Genomic DNA, 18,423 nt, shown 5'->3' with positions numbered 1-18,423 from the left:
GCACCGCACCGAAGGAGAACCCCGTGTCCAACCTGCTCAGACTGATCGGCCGCCGCCTGGTCGCGCTGCCGGTCATGGTCCTGGGTGTCACCCTGCTGGTGTTCCTGGTGATGTCCCTCTCGCCGGCCGACCCCGCCCGCCTCGCGCTGGGCGAGTCGGCCTCCCCGGAGGCCCTCGAGGCCTACCGGGAGCGCAACGGCCTGGACCAGCCCCTCCTGACCCGCTACGTCAGCTTCCTCGCCGGGATGGTCCGGGGCGACCTGGGCACCACGAGCGGCAACGCCCCGGTGACCGAGGTCATCGCCGCGGCCTTCCCGATCACGCTGCAGCTGACCTTCATCGGCCTGGCCATCGCGATCGTGATCTCCCTCGTGCTCGGCGTGCTGGCCGCGCTCTACCGCGACCGGCTCGTCGACCAGGTGATCCGGGTGCTCTCCATCGCCGCCCTGGCGACCCCGTCCTTCTGGCTGGCGATCCTGCTCATCCAGTGGCTCGGCACCGTCCCGGGCGGCTGGGGCGTCTTCCCGGCGCTCATCCTGCAGTGGGTGCCCTTCGCCCAGGACCCGGGGCAGTACACGGAGAACATCGTGCTGCCGGCCGTGGCGCTCGCCGTGCCCGTCGCGGGCTCGCTCACCCGGGTGGTGCGCACCGCGATGGTCGAGGAGCTCGACAAGGACTACGTCCGGACGGCCATCGGCTCGGGCGTCCCGCGCGGCGAGGTGGTCGCCCGCAACGTGCTGCGCAACGCCCTCATCACCCCCCTGACGGTCCTCGGCCTGCGCGTCGGCTACCTCATGGGCGGCGCGGTGATCATCGAGATCATCTTCAACATCCGCGCCATGGGCCAGCTCATCCTCGACGGGGTGACCCGCAACGACGTCTTCCTCGTGCAGGGCGTCACCCTCGTCGTCGCCATCGCCTTCATCGTCGTCAACATCGTGGTCGACCTGCTCTACGTGCTGGTCAACCCGAGGATCCGGAGCATCTGATGCGCCGCCGCCTCTCCGACCGCCTCACCGCCGTGTCCGGCGCGCGCCTCGGCGCGCTGCGCGACCTGCCGGTCACCTCCAAGGTCGCGCTCGGCTTCCTGCTGCTCCTGGCGCTGGTGGCCCTGCTCGCCCCGGTGCTCGTCCCGGCCGGCCCCTACGCCATCGGCGCCCCGGTGCAGCCCCCCGGCGCGGAGCACTGGTTCGGCACCGACGCCAGCGGCCGAGACATCTTCGCCCGCGTCGTCTACGGCGCCCGGTCCTCGCTGCTCATCGGCCTGTTCGCCACCGGCGGGGCGCTGCTCGCGGCGGCCGTGCTGGGCTCCGTGGCCGCCACCGGCGGCAAGGTCGTCTCCGAGGTCCTCATGCGGATCCTCGACATCATCATGAGCTTCCCCGGCATCGCGCTGGCCGCCGTCTTCGTGGCCGTGTGGGGCACCAGCCTGCCGGTCATCATCTTCGCGATCGGCTTCCTCTACACGCCACAGCTCTCCCGGGTGATCCGCGCCAACGTGCTCGCGCAGTTCGGCGAGGACTACGTGGCGGCCTCGCGGGTCATGGGTGCGGGCACGCCCCGCATCCTGGTCAAGCACGTCGCCCGCAACACGTTGGCCCCGATCCTCGTCTTCGCCACCGTGCTGGTGGCCGACGCCATCGTGCTCGAGGCCTCGCTGTCCTTCATCAACGCCGGCGTGCGGCCGCCGGACCCGTCGTGGGGCAACATCCTGGCCGAGGGCAAGCAGTTGCTCCTCTCGGGCTACTGGTGGCCCACCTTCTTCCCGGGCCTGATGATCCTGCTCACGGTGCTCTCCCTCAACGTGCTCGCCGAGGGCATGACCGACGCGCTGGCCAGCCCGCGGGTGCGCCGCGTCGTCGACGTCGAGGCGGACGAGGCCGAGGTCGTGGAGGCCGCGGCGGAGGACGAGGCGCACGTCCTCGGTCTGACCGACGCCGAGCAGGCCGAGGCACTGCTGGCCGAGAACCTCCGCACCCTCCGCGTCTCCGAGGAGCGCCGCGCCGACCGGCTGGTCTACGCCGACCCGCAGGCCGCGCCGCTGCTCGAGGTGCGCAACCTCTCCATCGCCTTCCCGCAGGCCCACGGCGACGTGGACATCGTCGACGACGTGTCCTTCAGAGTCCGCCCGGGCGAGACCATGGGCCTGGTCGGCGAGTCCGGCTGCGGCAAGTCGATCACCGCGATGGCGATCATGGGGCTGCTGCCCCCCACGGCGCGGGTCCGCGGCGAGATGCGCTTCGCCGGTCAGGACCTCGTCGGTCTCGACGCCCGCAGCCGCAACGCCCTGCGGGGGCACGACATGGCGATGGTCTACCAGGACGCGCTCTCGAGCCTGAACCCCTCGATGCTCGTCTCCTCCCAGCTGCAGCAGCTGCTGCGACGCGGGGGCAAGCGCTCGGCCACCGAGCTGCTCGAGCTCGTCGGTCTCGACCCGAAGCGCACCCTGAAGTCCTATCCGCACGAGCTCTCCGGCGGCCAGCGTCAGCGCGTGCTCATCGCCATGGCGCTGACCCGCAACCCGCGCCTGCTCATCGCCGACGAGCCCACCACGGCGCTCGACGTCACCGTGCAGCAGCAGGTCGTCGACCTGCTCAACGAGCTGCGCGAGGAGCTGGGTTTCGCGATGGTCTTCGTCAGCCACGACCTCGCCCTCGTCGCCCGGCTCGCCCACCGCATCACGGTGATGTACGCCGGTCAGGTGGTCGAGCAGGCCGACACCGCCGAGCTGCTGCGCGACCCGCGCCACGAGTACACCCGGGGCCTGCTGGGCTCGGTGCTCTCGATCGAGTCCGGCGCCGAGCGGCTGCACCAGGTGCCGGGGACCGTGCCCTCGCCGCGCGACTTCGTCCCCGGCGACCGCTTCGCACCCCGCTCCCGCCGGACGGGCGTCGGTGCCGACGTCCGGCCCGACCTGCGCACGGTGCCGGGCACCACCCACCTCTACGCCTCCACCGACGCGCTGGAGGCCGTCAAGGCCCAGGAGGCCGTGCGATGACCGCGCCGCTCACCCCCGACCGGACCTCCGACTCGCCATTCCTCGAGCTCAAGGGCGTGCACGTCGTCCACCGCGCCCGCACCGGCAGCCTCTTGCGGCCCGACAAGGTCCACGCCGTCGCCGGCGTCGACTTCCGCATCAGCCGCGGTGAGACCGTCGGCATCGTCGGGGAGTCGGGCTGCGGCAAGTCCACCCTGGCGCGCGTGATGGTCGGGCTGCAGCGCCCCACGAGCGGCGAGGTGCTCTTCCGCGGCCGCCCGCTGCGGCACCGGGGCGCCGACCGGCGCGAGCTCGGTCGCGCCGTCTCCGTGGTCTTCCAGGACCCGTCCACCGCGCTCAACCCCCGGATGGTCGTGCGCGAGCAGCTGCTCGACCCGCTGCGGGTCCACGGCGTGGGGGACGAGGCCTCCCGGCTGGAGCGGGTCCGCGAGCTCATCCAGCTCGTCGGCCTCCCGCTGTCGGCGCTCGACGTCCTGCCGCGCCAGATCTCCGGTGGCCAGCGCCAGCGCGTCGCCATCGCCCGGGCGCTCACCCTCGAGCCGGACGTCGTCGTCGCCGACGAGCCCACCTCCGCGCTCGACGTGTCGGTGCGCGCCCAGGTGCTCAACCTGCTCACCGACCTCAAGGACGAGCTCGGGCTGGGGCTGGTCTTCATCAGCCACGACATCAGCACGGTGCGCTACGTCTCGGACCGGGTCGCGGTGATGAACGCCGGCCGGATCGTGGAGACCGGCCCGGCCGACGTCGTGCTCGCCGACCCCTCCGACCCCTACACCCGCACCCTGCTCGCCGCGACGCCGTCGCTGCTCTGAGCCGAACCCCCTCGAAAGGACCCCTCATGACCGCCCAGCTCCGCGGCGTCGTCCCGCCCGTCCTCACGCCCTTCACGGCGGAGGGCGAGATCGACCTCGCCTCCCTCGAGCGCCTCGTGGCCCGGCTGCTCGACGGCGGTGTCGACGGGATCTTCGCCCTCGGCTCGAGCAGCGAGACCGCCTTCCTCGACGACGCCCGCCGCGCCGCCGCGCTCGAGGCCGTGGTCCGCTTCGCCGACGGGCGGGTGCCGGTCCTGGCCGGCGTCATCGACACCCAGCTCGAGCGCGTGCTCGCGCACGCCCGGGTCGCGGAGCGGGTCGGTGCGGCCGGCATCGTGGCGACCGCTCCCTTCTACGCGATCACCGGGCCCGCCGAGGTCGAGGCGCACTTCCGCGGCCTGGCCGCCGGCACCGACCTGCCGGTGTGGGCCTACGACATCCCGGTGTGCACCCACTACAAGCTGCCCGCCGACCTGCTGGTGCGGCTCGGGCAGGAGGGGGTCCTCACCGGTGTCAAGGACTCCTCCGGCGACGACGTCGGCTTCCGCCGGCTCGCCATGCTCAACCGCGCCGCCGGCGAGCCCCTCACGCTGCTCACCGGCCACGAGGTCGTCGTCGACGGCGCCTACCTGGCCGGGGCCCACGGCTCGGTGCCCGGCCTGGGCAACGTCGACCCGGCCGGCTACGTGCGCATGGACCGCGCCGCCCGGGCGGGGGACTGGGAGGCGGTGCGCGCCGAGCAGGACCGGCTGGCCGCGCTCTTCGAGATCGTCTTCGTGCCGGCCGGCCGCGTCGGGCCGGCCGCGGGGATCGGCGCCTTCAAGACGGCGCTGCGCCACCTCGGCGTCATCGAGACCAACGTCATGGCCCCGCCGATGGTGCCGCTCGGCGACGACGACGCCGCCCGCATCGCCGAGCTGTGCAGCGCCGCGGGTCTCTCCTGAGGTGACGCGCACCCTCGCCGTCGACATCGGCGGCACCAAGATCGCGGCGGCGGTCGTCGCGGACGACGCGACGGGCCCGGAGGTCGAGCACCTGCGGACCGCGCCGACGCCGGCGGGGGAGGGTGCCGAGGCGGTGGTCCGCACCGTGCTCGAGCTGGCGCGCACCGTGCTCGCGGCGGCGGGCGCCCCGGCCGTCCGCGTGGGCGTCTCGTCGGCGGGGACGATCGACCCGGCCACCGGGCGGGTCACCCACGCGACCGACACGCTGCGGGGCTGGGCGGGCATGCCGCTCGCCGACCGGCTCGCCGAGGGCCTGGGCGCCCCGGTCGCCGTCCTCAACGACGTGCACGCGCACGGGCTGGGCGAGGCCCTGCTCGGCGAGGCCCGTGGCGCGCCTTCGGCCCTCGTCGTCGCCGTCGGGACCGGGATCGGCGGGTGCCACGTGCTCGAGGGCCGTCCCGTCCTCGGTGCCCACGGCGTCGCCGGGCACGTCGGCCACGTCCCCGTGCCGGAGGCCGACGGCCTGGTGTGCAGCTGCGGGCGGAGCGGCCACCTCGAGGCGATCGCCTCGGGCTACGGCGTCGAGGCGGAGTTCGCGCGCAGCACGGGCCGGCGGCTGTCCGGCCGGGAGATCGCCGCGCTCGCCGCCGAGGGGCCCACCTCCACCCAGGACGGCGACCTCGTGGCCATCGCCGGCGAGGTGCTCACGCTGGCCGGCCGTGCGACCGGCCGCGTCGTGGGCGGGCTGCTCAACGTGCTCGACCCGGACGTGGTCGTGGTCGGCGGCGGCCTCAGCGCCGCCGGCGCGCCGTGGCGCACGGCCCTCCTCGCCGGGGTCGCCGAGCAGGCGATGGACCCCGCGCAGGGGACCCCCGTCCGCTTCTCCGACCTGGGCGTCTCGGCCGCCCTGCACGGCGCGGCCGCCCACGCCCGCTCGCATCTCCTACCCTGACCGGACCGCACCCTCCCCGAGGAGCACCATGACCACCGCAGCCGCCGACGTCCTCGCGACCCTGAGGGGCCGCCTCGTGGTGTCGTGCCAGGCCTATCCCGGCGAGCCGATGCGCTCGCCCGAGATCATGGCGGCGGTCGCCGCCGCCGTCGTCGAGGGGGGTGCCGCCGCCGTCCGGGTGCAGGGCGTCGAGGACGTCCGCGCCACCGTCGCCAGGGTGGGGGTGCCCGTGGTCGGGCTGTGGAAGGACGGGGACGCGGGCGTCTACATCACCCCGACGCTGCGGCACGCACGGGCGGTGGCCGAGGCCGGTGCCCACGTCGTCGCGATCGACGCCACGCGCCGCCCCCGCCCGGACGGCAGCACGGTCGCCGACACCGTCCACATGCTCCACGAGGAGCACGGCGTGCTCGTCATGGCCGACTGCGACGACCTCGCCTCCGCGGTCGCCGCCGCCGAGGCCGGTGCCGACATCGTGGGGACGACGCTCGCCGGCTACACCCAGGCCCGGCCCCGCACCGAGGGCCCTGACCTGGAGCTGCTGCGCGAGGTGGTCGCCGCCGTGGGGAACGTGCCCGTGGTCGCCGAGGGCCGCATCCACACCCACGAGCACGCCCGCGCCGCGCTCGCGGCCGGTGCCCACGCCGTCTGCGTGGGCACCGCCATCACCCACCCCACCTCGTTGACCCGGTGGTTCGTCGACGCGATGGCGGGTGGTGCCTGATGGAGGTGGTGATCCTCGAGAGCCCCGAGGAGATCGCCCGCGTCGGGGCCGACGCGATCGCCCAGCACGTCGCCGCCGACCCGGAGGCGGTGCTGGGTCTGGCCACCGGCTCCAGCCCGCTGCTCATCTACCGCGAGCTGGCCGCGCGCGTCGGGCGCGGCGAGCTGAGCCTCGCGCGGTGCCGTGCGTTCCTCCTCGACGAGTACGTCGGCCTGCCCGCCGACCACCCACAGTCCTACCGCACGGTGATCCGCCGCGAGCTCGTCGACCACGTCGACCTCGACCCCGCGCGGGTGAGCGGCCCGGACGGGACGGCGGACGACCTGCCGGCCGAGTGCGCCGCCTACGAGGCCGCGATCGCCGGGGCCGGCGGCGTCCACGTCCAGCTGCTGGGCATCGGCACGACCGGGCACGTCGCGTTCAACGAGCCGGGCTCCTCGCTGGCCTCCCGGACCCGGATCAAGACCCTCACCGCCCAGACGCGGCGCGACAACGCCCGCTTCTTCGACGGCGACCTCGACGCCGTGCCCACCCACTGCCTGACCCAGGGCATCGGGACCATCCTGGACGCCCGGCACCTGGTCCTCGTCGCGCTCGGGCGGGCCAAGGCCGAGGCGGTGCACCAGATGGTGGAAGGCCCGGTCAGCGCCCTCTGGCCGGCCTCCGCCCTGCAGCTCCACCCCCACGTCACGGTCCTGCTCGACCCGGCCGCGGCCTCCCGGCTGCAGCTGGGCGACTACTACCGTGAGACCTGGGCCTCCAAGCCGCCGTGGCAGGGTCTGTGACATGACGACGCCCCGGCTGGTCCGCGCGGACCGGGTCCTCACGCCGACCACGACGCTCGAGGACGCCTGGGTCGTGCTGGAGGACGGCCGCGTCGCCGGGGTGGGCACGGGCGCCCCGCCCGCGAACGTGATGGCCGAGAACGTCACCGGAGACGACACCCCGCACAGCCCCGTGCCGCGGTATGCCGTGCTCTGCCCCGGGTTCGTGGACATCCACGACCACGGGGGCGGGGGAGCGTCCTTCGGGTCCGGCCCCGAGGCGGCGCTCACCGCCCGGGCGGCCCACCTGCGCCGGGGCACGACGACGGTGGTGGCCAGCCTGGTCACCGAGACGGTCGACGACCTCGCCGGGCAGCTGCGCGCGCTGCGCCCGCTCGTCGAGGCCGGTGAGCTCGGCGGCGTCCACCTCGAGGGTCCGTGGCTGGCCGAGCGCTGGTGCGGGGCCCACCCGCCCAAGCTGCTCACCGACCCGCGCCCCGAGGACGTCGAGACCCTGCTCGAGGCCGCTGCGGGCACGCTGGTCATGGTGACCCTGGCGCCGGAGCGCGAGGGAGCCCTCGACGCGATCTCCCGTCTCGTCGCCGCCGGTGTGCGCGTCGCCGTCGGGCACACCGACGCCACCTACGACCAGACCCGCGCCGCGGTCGAGGCCGGTGCCACCGTGGCCACGCACCTCTACAACGCCGCACGGCCGCTGCACCACCGCGAGCCCGGGCCGTCGGTGGCCCTTCTCGAGGACGATCGCGTCTTCGTCGAGACGATCGCGGACGGGGTCCACCAGCACCCGGCCGTGGTGCGCGACACGGCCCGCCGCGCCGAGGACCGGTGGGTGCTGGTCTCCGACGCCATGGCCGCGGCGCTGTCCGCCGACGGCTCCTACCGGCTCGGCACGCTCGACGTCGACGTCGTGGACGGGGTCGCCAGGCTGCGCGACGGCGGCGCGATCGCCGGCAGCACGCTCAGCCTCGACCGCGCGGTGCGGACCGCCGTCGCGGCGGGCGTCCCGCTCGAGCAGGCCGTCCACGCCGCCACCGCCGCCCCGGCCGCCGCGATGGGGTGGACCGACCGCGGGCGGATCGAGGCCGGCCTGCGCGCCGACCTCGTCGCGCTCGACGACGACCTGCAGGTGCGAGCCGTGTGGCTCGCCGGGGTCCCCGTGGCCGACGCGGGCGCCTGACGCCTCGCACGGGACGCTCCTCCGACGAACGACGACGCCCCCGGGCGGTCCTGGTCGGACCGCCCGGGGGCGTGCGCGTGCGTCGGAGCGTCAGCGGACGTCGAAGCGGTCCAGCTCCATGACCTTGGTCCAGGCGGCGGCGAAGTCGCGGACGAACTTCTCCTGCGCGTCGTCGCTGGCGTAGACCTCCGCCAGCGCACGGAGCTGGGAGTTGGAGCCGAAGATCAGGTCGACGGCCGTGGCGGTCCAGCGGGTCTCCCCGGTGGCGCCGTCGCGGATCTCGTAGACGCCGTCCTCGCCCTTGACCCACTCCGTGCCGGGGGCGAGCAGGTTGGCGAAGAAGTCGTTGGACAGGACGCCGGGACGGTCGGTGAGCACACCGTGGGCGGTGCCGCCGTGGTTGGTGCCGAGGGCGCGCATGCCGCCGACGAGCACCGTCATCTCCGGGGCCGACAGGTCGAGCATGTAGGCGCGGTCCACCAGCAGCTGCTCCGGCTGGAGCTTGGCGCCCGGGCGGAGGTAGTTGCGGAAGCCGTCGGCCCGCGGCTCGAGGACCTTGAAGGAGTCGACGTCGGTCTGCTCCTGCGTGGCGTCGCCCCGGCCGGGGGTGAAGCGCACGTCGACCTGGACGCCGGCGTCCGCGGCGGCCTTCTCGACCGCGGCCGAGCCGGCCAGGACGATGAGGTCGGCCAGCGAGACGGTCGCGCCGCCCTGGGCGTTGAACTCGCTCCGGACGCCCTCGAGGACGTCCAGGACCTTCGCGAGCTGCTCGGGCTGGTTGACCTCCCAGCCGCGCTGCGGCTCGAGGCGGATGCGGGCACCGTTGGCACCGCCGCGCTTGTCGGTGGTGCGGAAGGAGGCGGCGGAGGCCCACGCGGTCGAGACGAGCTCGGAGACGCTCAGGCCGGAGTCGAGGACGCGCTGCTTCAGGTCAGCGACGTCGGCCTCGGAGACCAGCTGGCCCTCGGGGGCCGGCACCGGGTCCTGCCACAGCTGGACCTCGGGGACGAGCGGGCCGAGGTAGCGCTCCACCGGGCCCATGTCACGGTGCAGCAGCTTGTACCAGGCCTTGGCGAAGGCCAGGCGGAACTCCTCGGGGTTCTCCTTGAAGCGGCGGGAGATCTTGTCGTACTCCGGGTCGAAGCGCAGGGCCAGGTCGGAGGTGAGCATGCGGGGCTCGCGACGCTTGGCCGGGTCGTGGGCGTCGGGGACCATGTCCGAGCCGGCGCCGTGCTTCGGACGCCACTGGTGCGCACCGGCCGGGGACTGCATGAGCTCCCAGTCGTAGGCGTAGAGGATGTGGAAGAACTCGTTGTCCCAGCGGGTCGGGTGGTAGGTCCAGGTGACCTCGAGGCCGGAGGTGATGGTGTCGCCAGCCTTGCCGGAGCCGTAGGTGCTCCTCCAGCCCAGGCCCTGGTCCTCGAGCGGCGCGCCCTCGGGCTCGGGGCCCACGTGCGCGGCGTCGCCGGCGCCGTGGGTCTTGCCGAAGGTGTGGCCACCGGCGATGAGGGCGACGGTCTCCTCGTCGTTCATCGCCATGCGGGCGAAGGTGTCGCGGATGTCGCGGGCGGAGGCCAGCGGGTCGGGGTTGCCGTTGGGGCCCTCGGGGTTGACGTAGATCAGACCCATCTGGACCGCGCCGAGGACCTCGTCGAGCTCGCGCTCGCCGGTGTAGCGCTCGTCGCCGAGCCAGGTGTCCTCAGGGCCCCAGAAGATCTCCTCCGGCTCCCAGACGTCCTCGCGGCCGAAGCCGAAGCCGAAGGTCTCGAAGCCCATGTCCTCGAGCGCGACGTTGCCGGCGAAGACGAGCAGGTCGGCCCAGGAGATCTTCTGGCCGTACTTCTTCTTGACCGGCCACAGCAGACGGCGGGCCTTGTCGAGGTTGGCGTTGTCGGGCCAGGAGTTGAGCGGGGCGAAGCGCTGCCCGCCGTCACCGGCGCCACCGCGGCCGTCGTAGATGCGGTAGGTGCCGGCGGCGTGCCAGCTCATGCGGATGAAGAGGCCGCCGTAGTGGCCGAAGTCCGCCGGCCACCAGTCCTGAGAGGTGTTGAGCACCTCGACGATGTCGGCCTTGAGGGCCTCGATGTCGAGCTCGGTGAAGGCCTCGCGGTAGTCGAAGTCGGTGCCCAGCGGGTTGCTCTCGGGGGAGTGGGCGTGCAGGACCGACAGGTCCAGCATGTTGGGCCACCAGTCCTTGAGGCCGTGCGGACGGCCGCCGGTCTTGGGCTCGGGCGAGGGGATCGCCGGGTTCTCGCTCTCGCTGCCGGTCGCGGCGGCGGAGTCGTGCATCACCGGGCACCCGCCCTCGGCCTTGCGGTCCACCCCCTGGGGGCTGACGGGAGTGGTCTCGTTGTCGGTCATGTCGTCCTTCCGGCTGGGCGGATCATGGGGTGGTGGGAGCGGCCGCGCAGTCGGGGCAGGTGCCCCAGTAGACGACCTCCGCCTCGTCGACCACGAAACCATGGCTGTCGGAGGCGGTGAGGCAGGGGGCGTCGCCGACGGCGCAGTCGACGTCCGCGATGGCACCGCAGGAGCGGCAGACCACGTGGTGGTGGTTGTCCCCGACGCGCGACTCGTAGCGGGCCGTCGCGCCGGCGGGCTGGATGCGGCGCAGCAGGCCGGCCTCGGTGAGCACCCGCAGCACGTCGTAGACGGCCTGGTGGGACACGGCGCCGAGGTCCTCGCGCACGAGCCGGATCACCGTCTCGGTGTCGACGTGCGGGTGGTCATGGACGGCGCCGAGCACGGCGAGGCGTGGTCGAGTCACGCGCAGGGACGCCGATCGCAGCACCGAGGTGAGTTCCTGGTGCGCCATAGGGGGAACATTCTGTCGCACTGTTCTGGAACGAGTCAAGACTGGATCGGGCAGGCGGGTAGCGTGCCGAGGATGCGGCTGGTCACCTGGAACGTCTTCCACGGCAGGAGCCCCGAGGATGGCCGGGTGGACGCCGAGCGGCTCGCCGACGCGGTCGCCGGGCTGGACGCCGACGTGCTCGCGCTGCAGGAGGTCGACCGCGGCCAGCCGCGTTCCGGGATGCTCGACGTGACGACCCTGGCGGCGGCCGCGACGGGGGCGGCCGACGCGCGCTTCGTGCCGACCGTGGTGGGCGACCCGGCGGGCGAGTGGCGAGCGGCCACGGACGAGGACCTCGACGTCGACGCGTTCGGCTACGGCATCGCGCTGGTGAGCCGGCACCCGGTGCGCGCCTGGCACCTGCTCCGCCTGGCGCCCGCGCCGCTGGTGCGCGCGCCGATCCCCGTCCCGGGCCAGCGGCGGGTGCTCTGGCTGCGCGACGAGCCGCGGGCCGTGCTCGCCGCCGAGCTCGAGACCCCCACCGGCCCGCTGACCGTCGCCTGCACCCACCTGTCCTTCGTGCCGGGGGTCAACGCCCGTCAGCTGCGGCGCACGGTGCGCTGGCTGCGCGGCCTGCCCGGACCGCGGGTCCTGCTGGGCGACCTCAACCTGCCGGGCGCCGCCGTAGGGCGCCTGACCGGTGCCCGGCTGCTCGCCCGGCAGGCCACTTACCCGCCCTCGCGGCCGGTCTGGCAGGTGGACCACGCCCTCGGGGACGGCGAACTGCCACCCGTCGTGGCGTCGGGAGCCCCGCGCCAGCCGGTGTCCGACCACGCGCCGGTCGTCGTCGACCTCGCCGAGCCTCTCGGCTGAGCACCGAGTGCCGGGCCGGGGCCCCTCGGATGGGAGACTGGGGGGCATGCCCGCTCGCCTGCTCGACCAGATCCTCGCCGACCCCTCCGGGCTGTCGTGGGCCGTGCTGTGGCGCGAGGGGCAGCAGGAGGCCGAGGTGCTGGTGGGGGAGGTCTCGGACCTCGCCCTGCTCGCCGACGTGCCCCGGCCGCGGCCGGACGCGCCGGTGCTCGCCCTCGTGCCCTACCGGCAGATCTCCGAGCGCGGCTTCGACGTGCACGACGACGGCACGCCGCTGCGCGTGCTCGTGGCGACGGGCTACGAGCGCGTGCCGGTGGAGGACCTCGTCGCCGCCCTGCCGGACGTGCCGGTGGAGGTCGACGGCGAGCACTTCAGCGTGAGCGACGACGACTACGCCGCGACCGTCGAGCGCGTCATCGAGGACGAGATCGGGGAGGGCGAGGGCGCCAACTTCGTCATCCGCCGCGATGTCGTCGCGCGGACGGACGCCGACCCCGCCACCGCCGCTCTGACCTGGCTGCGGACCCTGCTCGTCGACGAGCGGGGTGCCTACTGGAGCTTCGCCGTCCACACGCCCGGCCACACCCTCGTCGGGGCCACCCCCGAGCGGCACGTCAGCGTCCGCGACGGACGCGTGTGGATGAACCCCATCTCCGGCACCTTCCGCCACCCGGCCGACCAGGCCGAGCTCGAGCCGTCGTTCCGGGCGTTCGTCAAGGACACCAAGGAGACCGAGGAGCTCTTCATGGTGGTCGACGAGGAGATGAAGATGATGGCCCAGATCTGCGCGCACGGCGGGCGGATCACCGGGCCCTACCTCAAGCAGATGGCCCACCTCACGCACACCGAGTACCTCCTCGACGGCGCGAGCGAGGCCGACGTGCGCGACGTCCTGCGGGCGACGATGTTCGCCCCCACCGTGACCGGCTCCCCGATGGAGAACGCCTGCTCGGTCATCCGCCGGCACGAGCCGGACGGCCGCGGCTACTACTCGGGCGTGCTCGCCCTGCTCGACCTCGACGACGAGGGGGGCGAGCGCCTGGACGCGCCGATCCTCATCCGCACCGCCCACGTCGACGACGAGGGGACGATCACCGTGAGCGCCGGCGCGACGCTGGTGCGCCACTCCGACCCCCGCTCGGAGGTGGCGGAGACGGCGGCCAAGGCCCGGGGCATGCTCGCCGCGCTCGGCCTGCGCCCCCGCCGCAGCCTCGGCTACGACGTGCAGCTCGCCTCCCTGCCCGGCGTCGCCGAGGACCTGGCGGCCCGCAACGAGTCGCTCTCGCCCTTCTGGCTGTCGCCGCAGGAGTCGCGGCCCGACCCCGAGCTGGCCGGTCGCCGGGTGCTCATCGTCGACGCCGAGGACACGTGGACCCAGATGCTGGCCCACATGGTGCGCCACGTCGGGATGGTCGCCGAGGTCCGGCGCTGGGAGCAGGTGGGCGTCGAGGACGTCCTCGACGAGCGCATCGACCTGCTGCTGTCCGGCCCCGGGCCCGGAGACCCACGCGACCTCGAGGACCCCCGCATCGTGCGGCTGCGCGAGCTGATCTCGGCCCGTCTCGACGCCGGACGGGCGGTGCTCGCCGTCTGCCTCTCGCACCAGGTGCTGGCCGACCTCGCCGGGCTGGAGATCGCCAAGCTGGCGCCGCCAAACCAGGGTGTCCAGCTGCCGGTCGACCTGTGGGGCGAGGTGCGCCGCATCGGCTTCTACAACACCTTCGTGGCCCGGCCCCCGGCCGGAGAGGTCTCGGTCGCGGGACGGATGGTGGAGATGGCCGTGCACGAGCCGGACGACGCCGTCGTCGCGCTCCGCGGGCCGGGCGTCGCCAGCATCCAGGGGCATGCCGAGTCGGTGCTCTCGCGCGACGGGCTCGTCGCGCTGCACGGCCTCATCCGGCACGCGCTGCGCCGGTAGGGGCGCACCGGGCGGCCGGGCCGCCAGGTCACCTCAGGCCTGCGAGGTCTCCTGCCGCTTCTGCCTCACGTAGAGCTGCTTGCGCACCCGGGCGACGACCGTCCCGTCGTCGGTGACGACCTCGGTCTCGAACCAGCGCAGCACCTTGGCGCCGTCGACGGCGGCCGCGCGCAGCTCCTCGAGGACGTCCTCGGTCAGCTCGAAGGTCGCCGTGACCGACGAGCGCCCGGGGGAGACGAACTCGATCTCCGCGGCCCTGTCCCACACGACATACCCCGGGCCGAGGTTGCGGAGCACCATGAGCATCCAGAAGGGGTCGGTCATCGCGAAGACGGACCCGCCGAAGAGGGTGCCCACGTAGTTGCTCGTCCACGGGCGGTGGTGCAGCCGCACCCGCACGCTGCGGAAGTCCTCGCCCAGGTGCTCGACGCGCACGCCGGTGAAGAGGAAGGGTGGCCAGGCGTTCATGCCGTGCCGCAGCGCCCGGGCGCCGGAGGCGAGGGCCTTGAGGCGTCCGACCTGCTGCGACGAGGAGGTCCTTGGAGCGGGGCCGGGGGTCACGCCCGGCATCCTCGCACGCGCTGCTACCGTCCCGACATGAAGCTGAGCGAGTCCCTGCTGCAGGCCTTCTCCGACCAGATCACCCTCGAGCTGCAGTCGTCGATCGTCTACCTGCAGCTCGCCATCGCCCTGGACGACCACAACCTCCCGGGGATGGCGAACTGGATGCGGGTGCAGTCCGACGAGGAGCGCCTCCACGCGCTGAGGTTCATCACCCACGTCACCGACCGCGGCGGCCGGCCGATGATCGGCGCCATGACCGCCCCCGGCGACGTCGGCCGCACGGTCCTGGAGGCCTTCCGTACCTCGCTCGAGCACGAGGAGAAGGTCTCGGAGTCGATCCGCTCCCTCTACCGCGCCGTCCAGGCCGAGGGCGACATCGACGCGATCCCGCTGCTCAACTTCTTCGTCGAGGAGCAGATCGAGGAGGAGGCCACCGTCTCCGAGATCGTCGGGCGCCTGGAGATGATCGGCGACGACGGCACCGGCCTGCTGCGCCTCGACTCCGAGCTCGCCACCCGGCAGCCCCCGGCGGCCGCCGGCCCCGGGGCCTGACGCGGCTCCGGGCCGTCCCGGCGCCGCCGTCGTTCAGGCCGGCAGCTCGTCCGCGAGGGCGTGCAGCGGGGCTGCCAGGTCCTCGGCGTAGAGCTCGAGGAAGCGGCGCTGGTCGTGGCCCGGCCCGTGCAGCACGAGGTGGTCGAAGCCGGCCCGCACGTAGGGGCGGACCTGCTCGACGATCTCGGCCGGGTCGCTGCCGACGATCCAGCGCTGCGCGACCTGCTCGATCGGCAGGTCGTCGGCGGCGCGCTCCATCTCCAGCGGGTCGCCGATGCTGTGCTTCTGCTCCGGCGTCAGGGACAGCGGTGCCCAGAAGCGGCAGTTCTCCAGCGCCTGCTCCTGGCGCCGCTCGTAGGAGATCTTGATCTCGATCATCTTCTCGATCGGGCGGTCCGGGTCCTTCGACAGCGACCGGCCCTCCTCCACGGCGGGGAGCAGGCTGTCGGTGTAGAGCTCCATACCCTTGCCGCTGGTGCAGATGAAGCCGTCGCCCGCGCGACCCGCGTAGCGGGCCATGGTCGGGCCGCCTGCAGCGACGTAGACCGGCACCCCGCCCTCGGGGGTGTCGTAGAGGGTGGCGCCGTCGGTGCGGTAGAAGTCGCCCTCGAAGGTGGTGCGCTCCCCGCCCCACAGCGCGCGCATCAGCCGGACCGACTCGCGCAGGCGGGCGAAGCGCTCCTTGAAGTCGGGCCAGTCGCCCGTGACGCCGCCGGTGGCCAGCTCGTTGAGGGCCTCGCCGGAGCCGACGCCGAGGATGATGCGGCCCGGGTAGAGGCAGCCCATCGTCGCGAAGGCCTGCGCCACCACGGCCGGGTTGTAGCGGAACGTTGGGGTGAGCACCGAGGTGCCGAGCGTGATCGAGCTGGTGCGCTCGCCGACGGCCGTGAGCCAGGCCAGGGCGAAGGGCGCGTGCCCGCCCTCGTGGCGCCACGGCTGGAAGTGGTCGGAGACGAAGGCCGACTGCATCCCCGCCTCCTCGGCGGCCACGCCGAGCTCGACGAGCTCTCGGGGGCCGAACTGCTCGGCCGAGGCCTTGTAGCCGATCCTCAGGTTCGTCATGGGGTCTCCTGTCGGGGCGGTGGGGAGTCTGCGGTGCGGTGCGGTGCGGGGTGCGTGCGGGGGAGTCCGGTGGTGCGCGCGGGTCAGGTCGCCACGAGCGCCCGGGCGGCGCGCTCGACGGTCTCCTCCGAGAGCAGCACCGCCTGCGCGGCGTCGCCCAGGGGGATGAAGCTGTCGGAGCTGGCGACCCTGGTCACCCTCCCACCGTAGGCCGCGTCGACGAGGGCCGTGACGACACCCTCGGAGACACCCCCGGTGCGACGGGTCTCGTCGACGACGAGTACCCGCCCGGTGGCCGTGGCCTCGCGCAGCAGGTCGTCCACGGGCAGCGGAGCCAGCCACCGCAGGTCGACCACGCGCGCCCCGATGCCGTCGCGCGCCAGCCGCCGGGCCACGCGCAGCGACATGGGCAGGCCGTTGCCGAAGGTGACGATCGTCAGGTCCTCGCCGTCCCCGTGGGTCCGCGCGCGGCCGAGACCGGGGTCGTCGCCTGCGTCGGGATAGGGAGCGGTCCAGAGTCCGTCGCCGGGCTCGTGCAGGTCGGTGGTGTGGTAGAGCGCGATCGGCTCGAGGAAGACCGACAGGGCGCCGTCGCCGGCCGCCGCCTCGAGGCAGGTGAGCAGCATCGACGCGGCGTCCTCGGGGCGCGAGGGGGAGGCGATCAGGAGGCCGGGCACGTCGCGCAGCACGCCGAGGGCGTTGTCGTTGTGGAAGTGGCCGCCGAAGCCGCGCTGGTAGCCGTAGCCGGGCACGCGCACCACCATCGGGTTGCGGTAGCGGCCGTCGGAGAAGAACGGCAGCGTCGCACCCTCGCCGCGCAGCTGGTCCTCGGCGTTGTGCAGGTAGGCGAGGTACTGGATCTCCGGGACGGGGAGCAGGCCCGCGAGGCCGGCCCCCAGGCCCAGCCCGAGGATCGTCTGCTCGTCGAGCAGGGTGTCGAAGACGCGTGTCTCGCCCAGCTGCCGCTGCAGGCCACGGGTGACGCCGTAGACCCCGCCCTTGCGTCCGACGTCCTCGCCGAAGACGAGCAGCCCGGGGTGGCAGGCGGCGCCGTCGAGCAGGGCTCGGTTGATCGCGCGGGCGACCGTGAGGGGAGTTGCAGGAGTCTGCTCGGGCTCGGGGGACGGGGAGGCGGCGCCGGCGGCCCGGAGCCGCTCGCGCACCCGGGCGGCGTCCGGGGGACGCAGCGGCGCGGCGATCTCGACGGGGTCGGTCTGCCGGGGCGAGCCGGCCACCTCGGCCGCGACCGCGCGCACGTGCTCCCCGGCGCGCCGGTAGCGGTCCAGGACGTCCTCGACCGCCAGGGTGCCGGTGGCGACGAGCAGGTCGGCGAGCGCCAGCAACGGGTCGCGGGCCAGGTCGGCGGCGATGTCGGCGGGCGTCCGGTAGGCGGTCTCCAGGTCCGTGCCCGCGTGCCCCATGAGCCGGACGGTGCGAAGGTGGAGCAGCGCGGGGCGGCGGCGCGTGCGGACGAGGCGCACTGCCTCGCGGGCGGCGCGTGCCAGACCGGCCGGGTCGTTCCCGTCCGCCGTCAGGTAGGGAAGGTCCGGACGGTCGGCGTAGAGGCGCTCGACCCAGCCCGTCGGGGTGCGCACGCTGATGCCCAGCCCGTTGTCCTCGCAGACGAGCAGCAGGGGCACCGGCAGGCCGCGGTAGGCCGCCTGCATGGTGGACGAGATCGCGCCGGCGGCCGTGGAGTGGCTGGCCGAGGCGTCGCCGAAGCTGCACACGACGACCGAGTCCTCCGGCCAGGGGGTCCGCACGCCCAGGCGCCGGGCGCGGCCGAGCGCGAGGGCGAGCCCCAGCGCGCGCGGCAGGTGCGAGGCGATCGTCGACGTCTGGGGGATGACGTGCAGGTCCGGGTGGCCGAAGACCTTGTGCCGGCCGGCGGACATCGGCTCGTCACGGGCCGCGACGAGGCCGAGCAGCACGTCGCGCACGCCGTCGTGGCCGGGCACCTGGGCGGCGCGCCGCAGGTAGAAGCCGCCCGAGCGGTAGTGCAGCAGCGCGGGGTCGGTGGGCCGGAGCGCGGCGGCGACGGCGGCGTTGGACTCGTGGCCGGCCGAGCCGATCGTGTAGAAGCCCTGCCCCCCGGCCCGCAGCTCGCGGGCGACCAGGTCGAGGTGACGGCTGGTCACCATGGCGTCGAGCAGCGCCAGCGCCTCCTCGGCCGGAAGGTCCTCGGGCAGGACGGCGCCGGGGCGCCGCGACAGTCCGGCGGCCCGGGCCCGCAGCTCGCTGTCGACCTGCTCGGTCACGGCCGGCGCC

Annotated in this window: 16 protein-coding genes; 11 read left to right on the top strand and 5 right to left on the bottom strand. The window is 74.1% G+C overall.

Annotation, left to right across the window (positions count from 1 at the left end):
• Nucleotides 1-23: 23 nt before the first annotated feature.
• From FB476_RS14130 to nagA, 8 genes are read left to right on the top strand one after another with little or no spacing between them, the layout of a single operon-like run.
• Nucleotides 24-989, top strand: coding sequence for an ABC transporter permease (locus FB476_RS14130; RefSeq protein WP_141820521.1), 966 nt, complete (start codon nt 24-26; stop codon nt 987-989).
• The gene (locus tag FB476_RS14125; RefSeq protein ID WP_141820519.1) at nt 989-2,998 is read left to right on the top strand and encodes a dipeptide/oligopeptide/nickel ABC transporter permease/ATP-binding protein; all 2,010 of its coding nucleotides are present in this window, start codon (nt 989-991) and stop codon (nt 2,996-2,998) included. Before FB476_RS14130 ends, FB476_RS14125 begins: the two co-directional genes overlap by 1 nt.
• The gene (locus FB476_RS14120) at nt 2,995-3,810 is read left to right on the top strand and encodes an ABC transporter ATP-binding protein (RefSeq protein WP_141820517.1); all 816 of its coding nucleotides are present in this window, start codon (nt 2,995-2,997) and stop codon (nt 3,808-3,810) included. Before FB476_RS14125 ends, FB476_RS14120 begins: the two co-directional genes overlap by 4 nt.
• 26 nt (nt 3,811-3,836) lie before the next feature.
• Complete coding sequence (locus FB476_RS14115) at nt 3,837-4,754, top strand: dihydrodipicolinate synthase family protein (protein WP_141820515.1); 918 nt, start codon at nt 3,837-3,839, stop codon at nt 4,752-4,754.
• A gap of 1 nt (nt 4,755) precedes the next feature.
• Nucleotides 4,756-5,706, top strand: a complete 951-nt coding sequence (locus tag FB476_RS14110; protein WP_141820513.1) for an ROK family protein — start codon at nt 4,756-4,758, stop codon at nt 5,704-5,706.
• A 28-nt stretch (nt 5,707-5,734) separates the two neighbouring features.
• The gene (locus tag FB476_RS14105) at nt 5,735-6,430 is read left to right on the top strand and encodes an N-acetylmannosamine-6-phosphate 2-epimerase (RefSeq protein ID WP_141820511.1); all 696 of its coding nucleotides are present in this window, start codon (nt 5,735-5,737) and stop codon (nt 6,428-6,430) included.
• On the top strand, nt 6,430-7,215 hold the full coding sequence (gene nagB / locus FB476_RS14100; protein WP_141820509.1) for a glucosamine-6-phosphate deaminase: 786 nt from the start codon (nt 6,430-6,432) through the stop codon (nt 7,213-7,215). The genes FB476_RS14105 and nagB overlap by 1 nt, the downstream gene beginning before the upstream one ends.
• Before the next feature lies 1 nt (nt 7,216).
• Nucleotides 7,217-8,392 (top strand): N-acetylglucosamine-6-phosphate deacetylase, encoded by a 1,176-nt coding sequence (gene nagA / locus FB476_RS14095; RefSeq protein ID WP_141820506.1) that lies wholly within the window; start codon nt 7,217-7,219, stop codon nt 8,390-8,392.
• A 90-nt stretch (nt 8,393-8,482) separates the two neighbouring features.
• Here the strand turns inward: nagA and katG are convergent, their stop codons facing one another.
• Nucleotides 8,483-10,753 carry a catalase/peroxidase HPI gene (gene katG, locus FB476_RS14090; protein ID WP_141820504.1) on the bottom strand — a complete coding sequence of 757 codons (2,271 nt, stop codon included), beginning with the start codon at nt 10,751-10,753 and terminating at the stop codon, nt 8,483-8,485.
• Between the two features lie 22 nt (nt 10,754-10,775).
• Nucleotides 10,776-11,207: a Fur family transcriptional regulator gene (locus tag FB476_RS14085; RefSeq protein WP_141820502.1), complete on the bottom strand. Its 432-nt coding sequence runs from the start codon at nt 11,205-11,207 to the stop codon at nt 10,776-10,778.
• Nucleotides 11,208-11,279: 72 nt separating this feature from the next.
• Here FB476_RS14085 and FB476_RS14080 point away from each other — a divergent pair, with 72 nt between their 5' ends.
• Together FB476_RS14080 and FB476_RS14075 are read left to right on the top strand one after the other, a co-directional pair.
• Complete coding sequence (locus FB476_RS14080) at nt 11,280-12,059, top strand: endonuclease/exonuclease/phosphatase family protein (RefSeq protein ID WP_141820499.1); 780 nt, start codon at nt 11,280-11,282, stop codon at nt 12,057-12,059.
• Between the two features lie 46 nt (nt 12,060-12,105).
• A complete protein-coding gene (locus FB476_RS14075; RefSeq protein ID WP_141820497.1) occupies nt 12,106-13,977 on the top strand; it encodes a chorismate-binding protein in 1,872 nt (623 codons plus the stop codon).
• A gap of 33 nt (nt 13,978-14,010) precedes the next feature.
• Here FB476_RS14075 and FB476_RS14070 read toward each other — a convergent pair whose 3' ends face one another.
• On the bottom strand, nt 14,011-14,547 hold the full coding sequence (locus FB476_RS14070) for a DUF4442 domain-containing protein (RefSeq protein ID WP_141820495.1): 537 nt from the start codon (nt 14,545-14,547) through the stop codon (nt 14,011-14,013).
• Nucleotides 14,548-14,574: 27 nt separating this feature from the next.
• On the opposite strand from FB476_RS14070, the gene FB476_RS14065 reads away from it, so the two are divergent.
• On the top strand, nt 14,575-15,093 hold the full coding sequence (locus tag FB476_RS14065) for a ferritin (RefSeq protein WP_141820493.1): 519 nt from the start codon (nt 14,575-14,577) through the stop codon (nt 15,091-15,093).
• A gap of 33 nt (nt 15,094-15,126) precedes the next feature.
• Here FB476_RS14065 and fgd read toward each other — a convergent pair whose 3' ends face one another.
• Both fgd and FB476_RS14055 read right to left on the bottom strand, forming a co-directional pair.
• Nucleotides 15,127-16,155, bottom strand: a complete 1,029-nt coding sequence (gene fgd / locus FB476_RS14060) for a glucose-6-phosphate dehydrogenase (coenzyme-F420) (RefSeq protein WP_141820491.1) — start codon at nt 16,153-16,155, stop codon at nt 15,127-15,129.
• Nucleotides 16,156-16,238: 83 nt separating this feature from the next.
• Nucleotides 16,239-18,413: a thiamine pyrophosphate-dependent enzyme gene (locus FB476_RS14055; RefSeq protein ID WP_238329809.1), complete on the bottom strand. Its 2,175-nt coding sequence runs from the start codon at nt 18,411-18,413 to the stop codon at nt 16,239-16,241.
• Nucleotides 18,414-18,423 lie beyond the last annotated feature (10 nt).

Source organism: Ornithinimicrobium humiphilum (genome assembly GCF_006716885.1).
Classification (GTDB): domain Bacteria; phylum Actinomycetota; class Actinomycetes; order Actinomycetales; family Dermatophilaceae; genus Ornithinicoccus; species Ornithinicoccus humiphilus.
The sequence above is the reverse complement of the archived record's forward strand: the minus strand, read 5'-3'. Positions and strand labels throughout refer to the sequence as shown.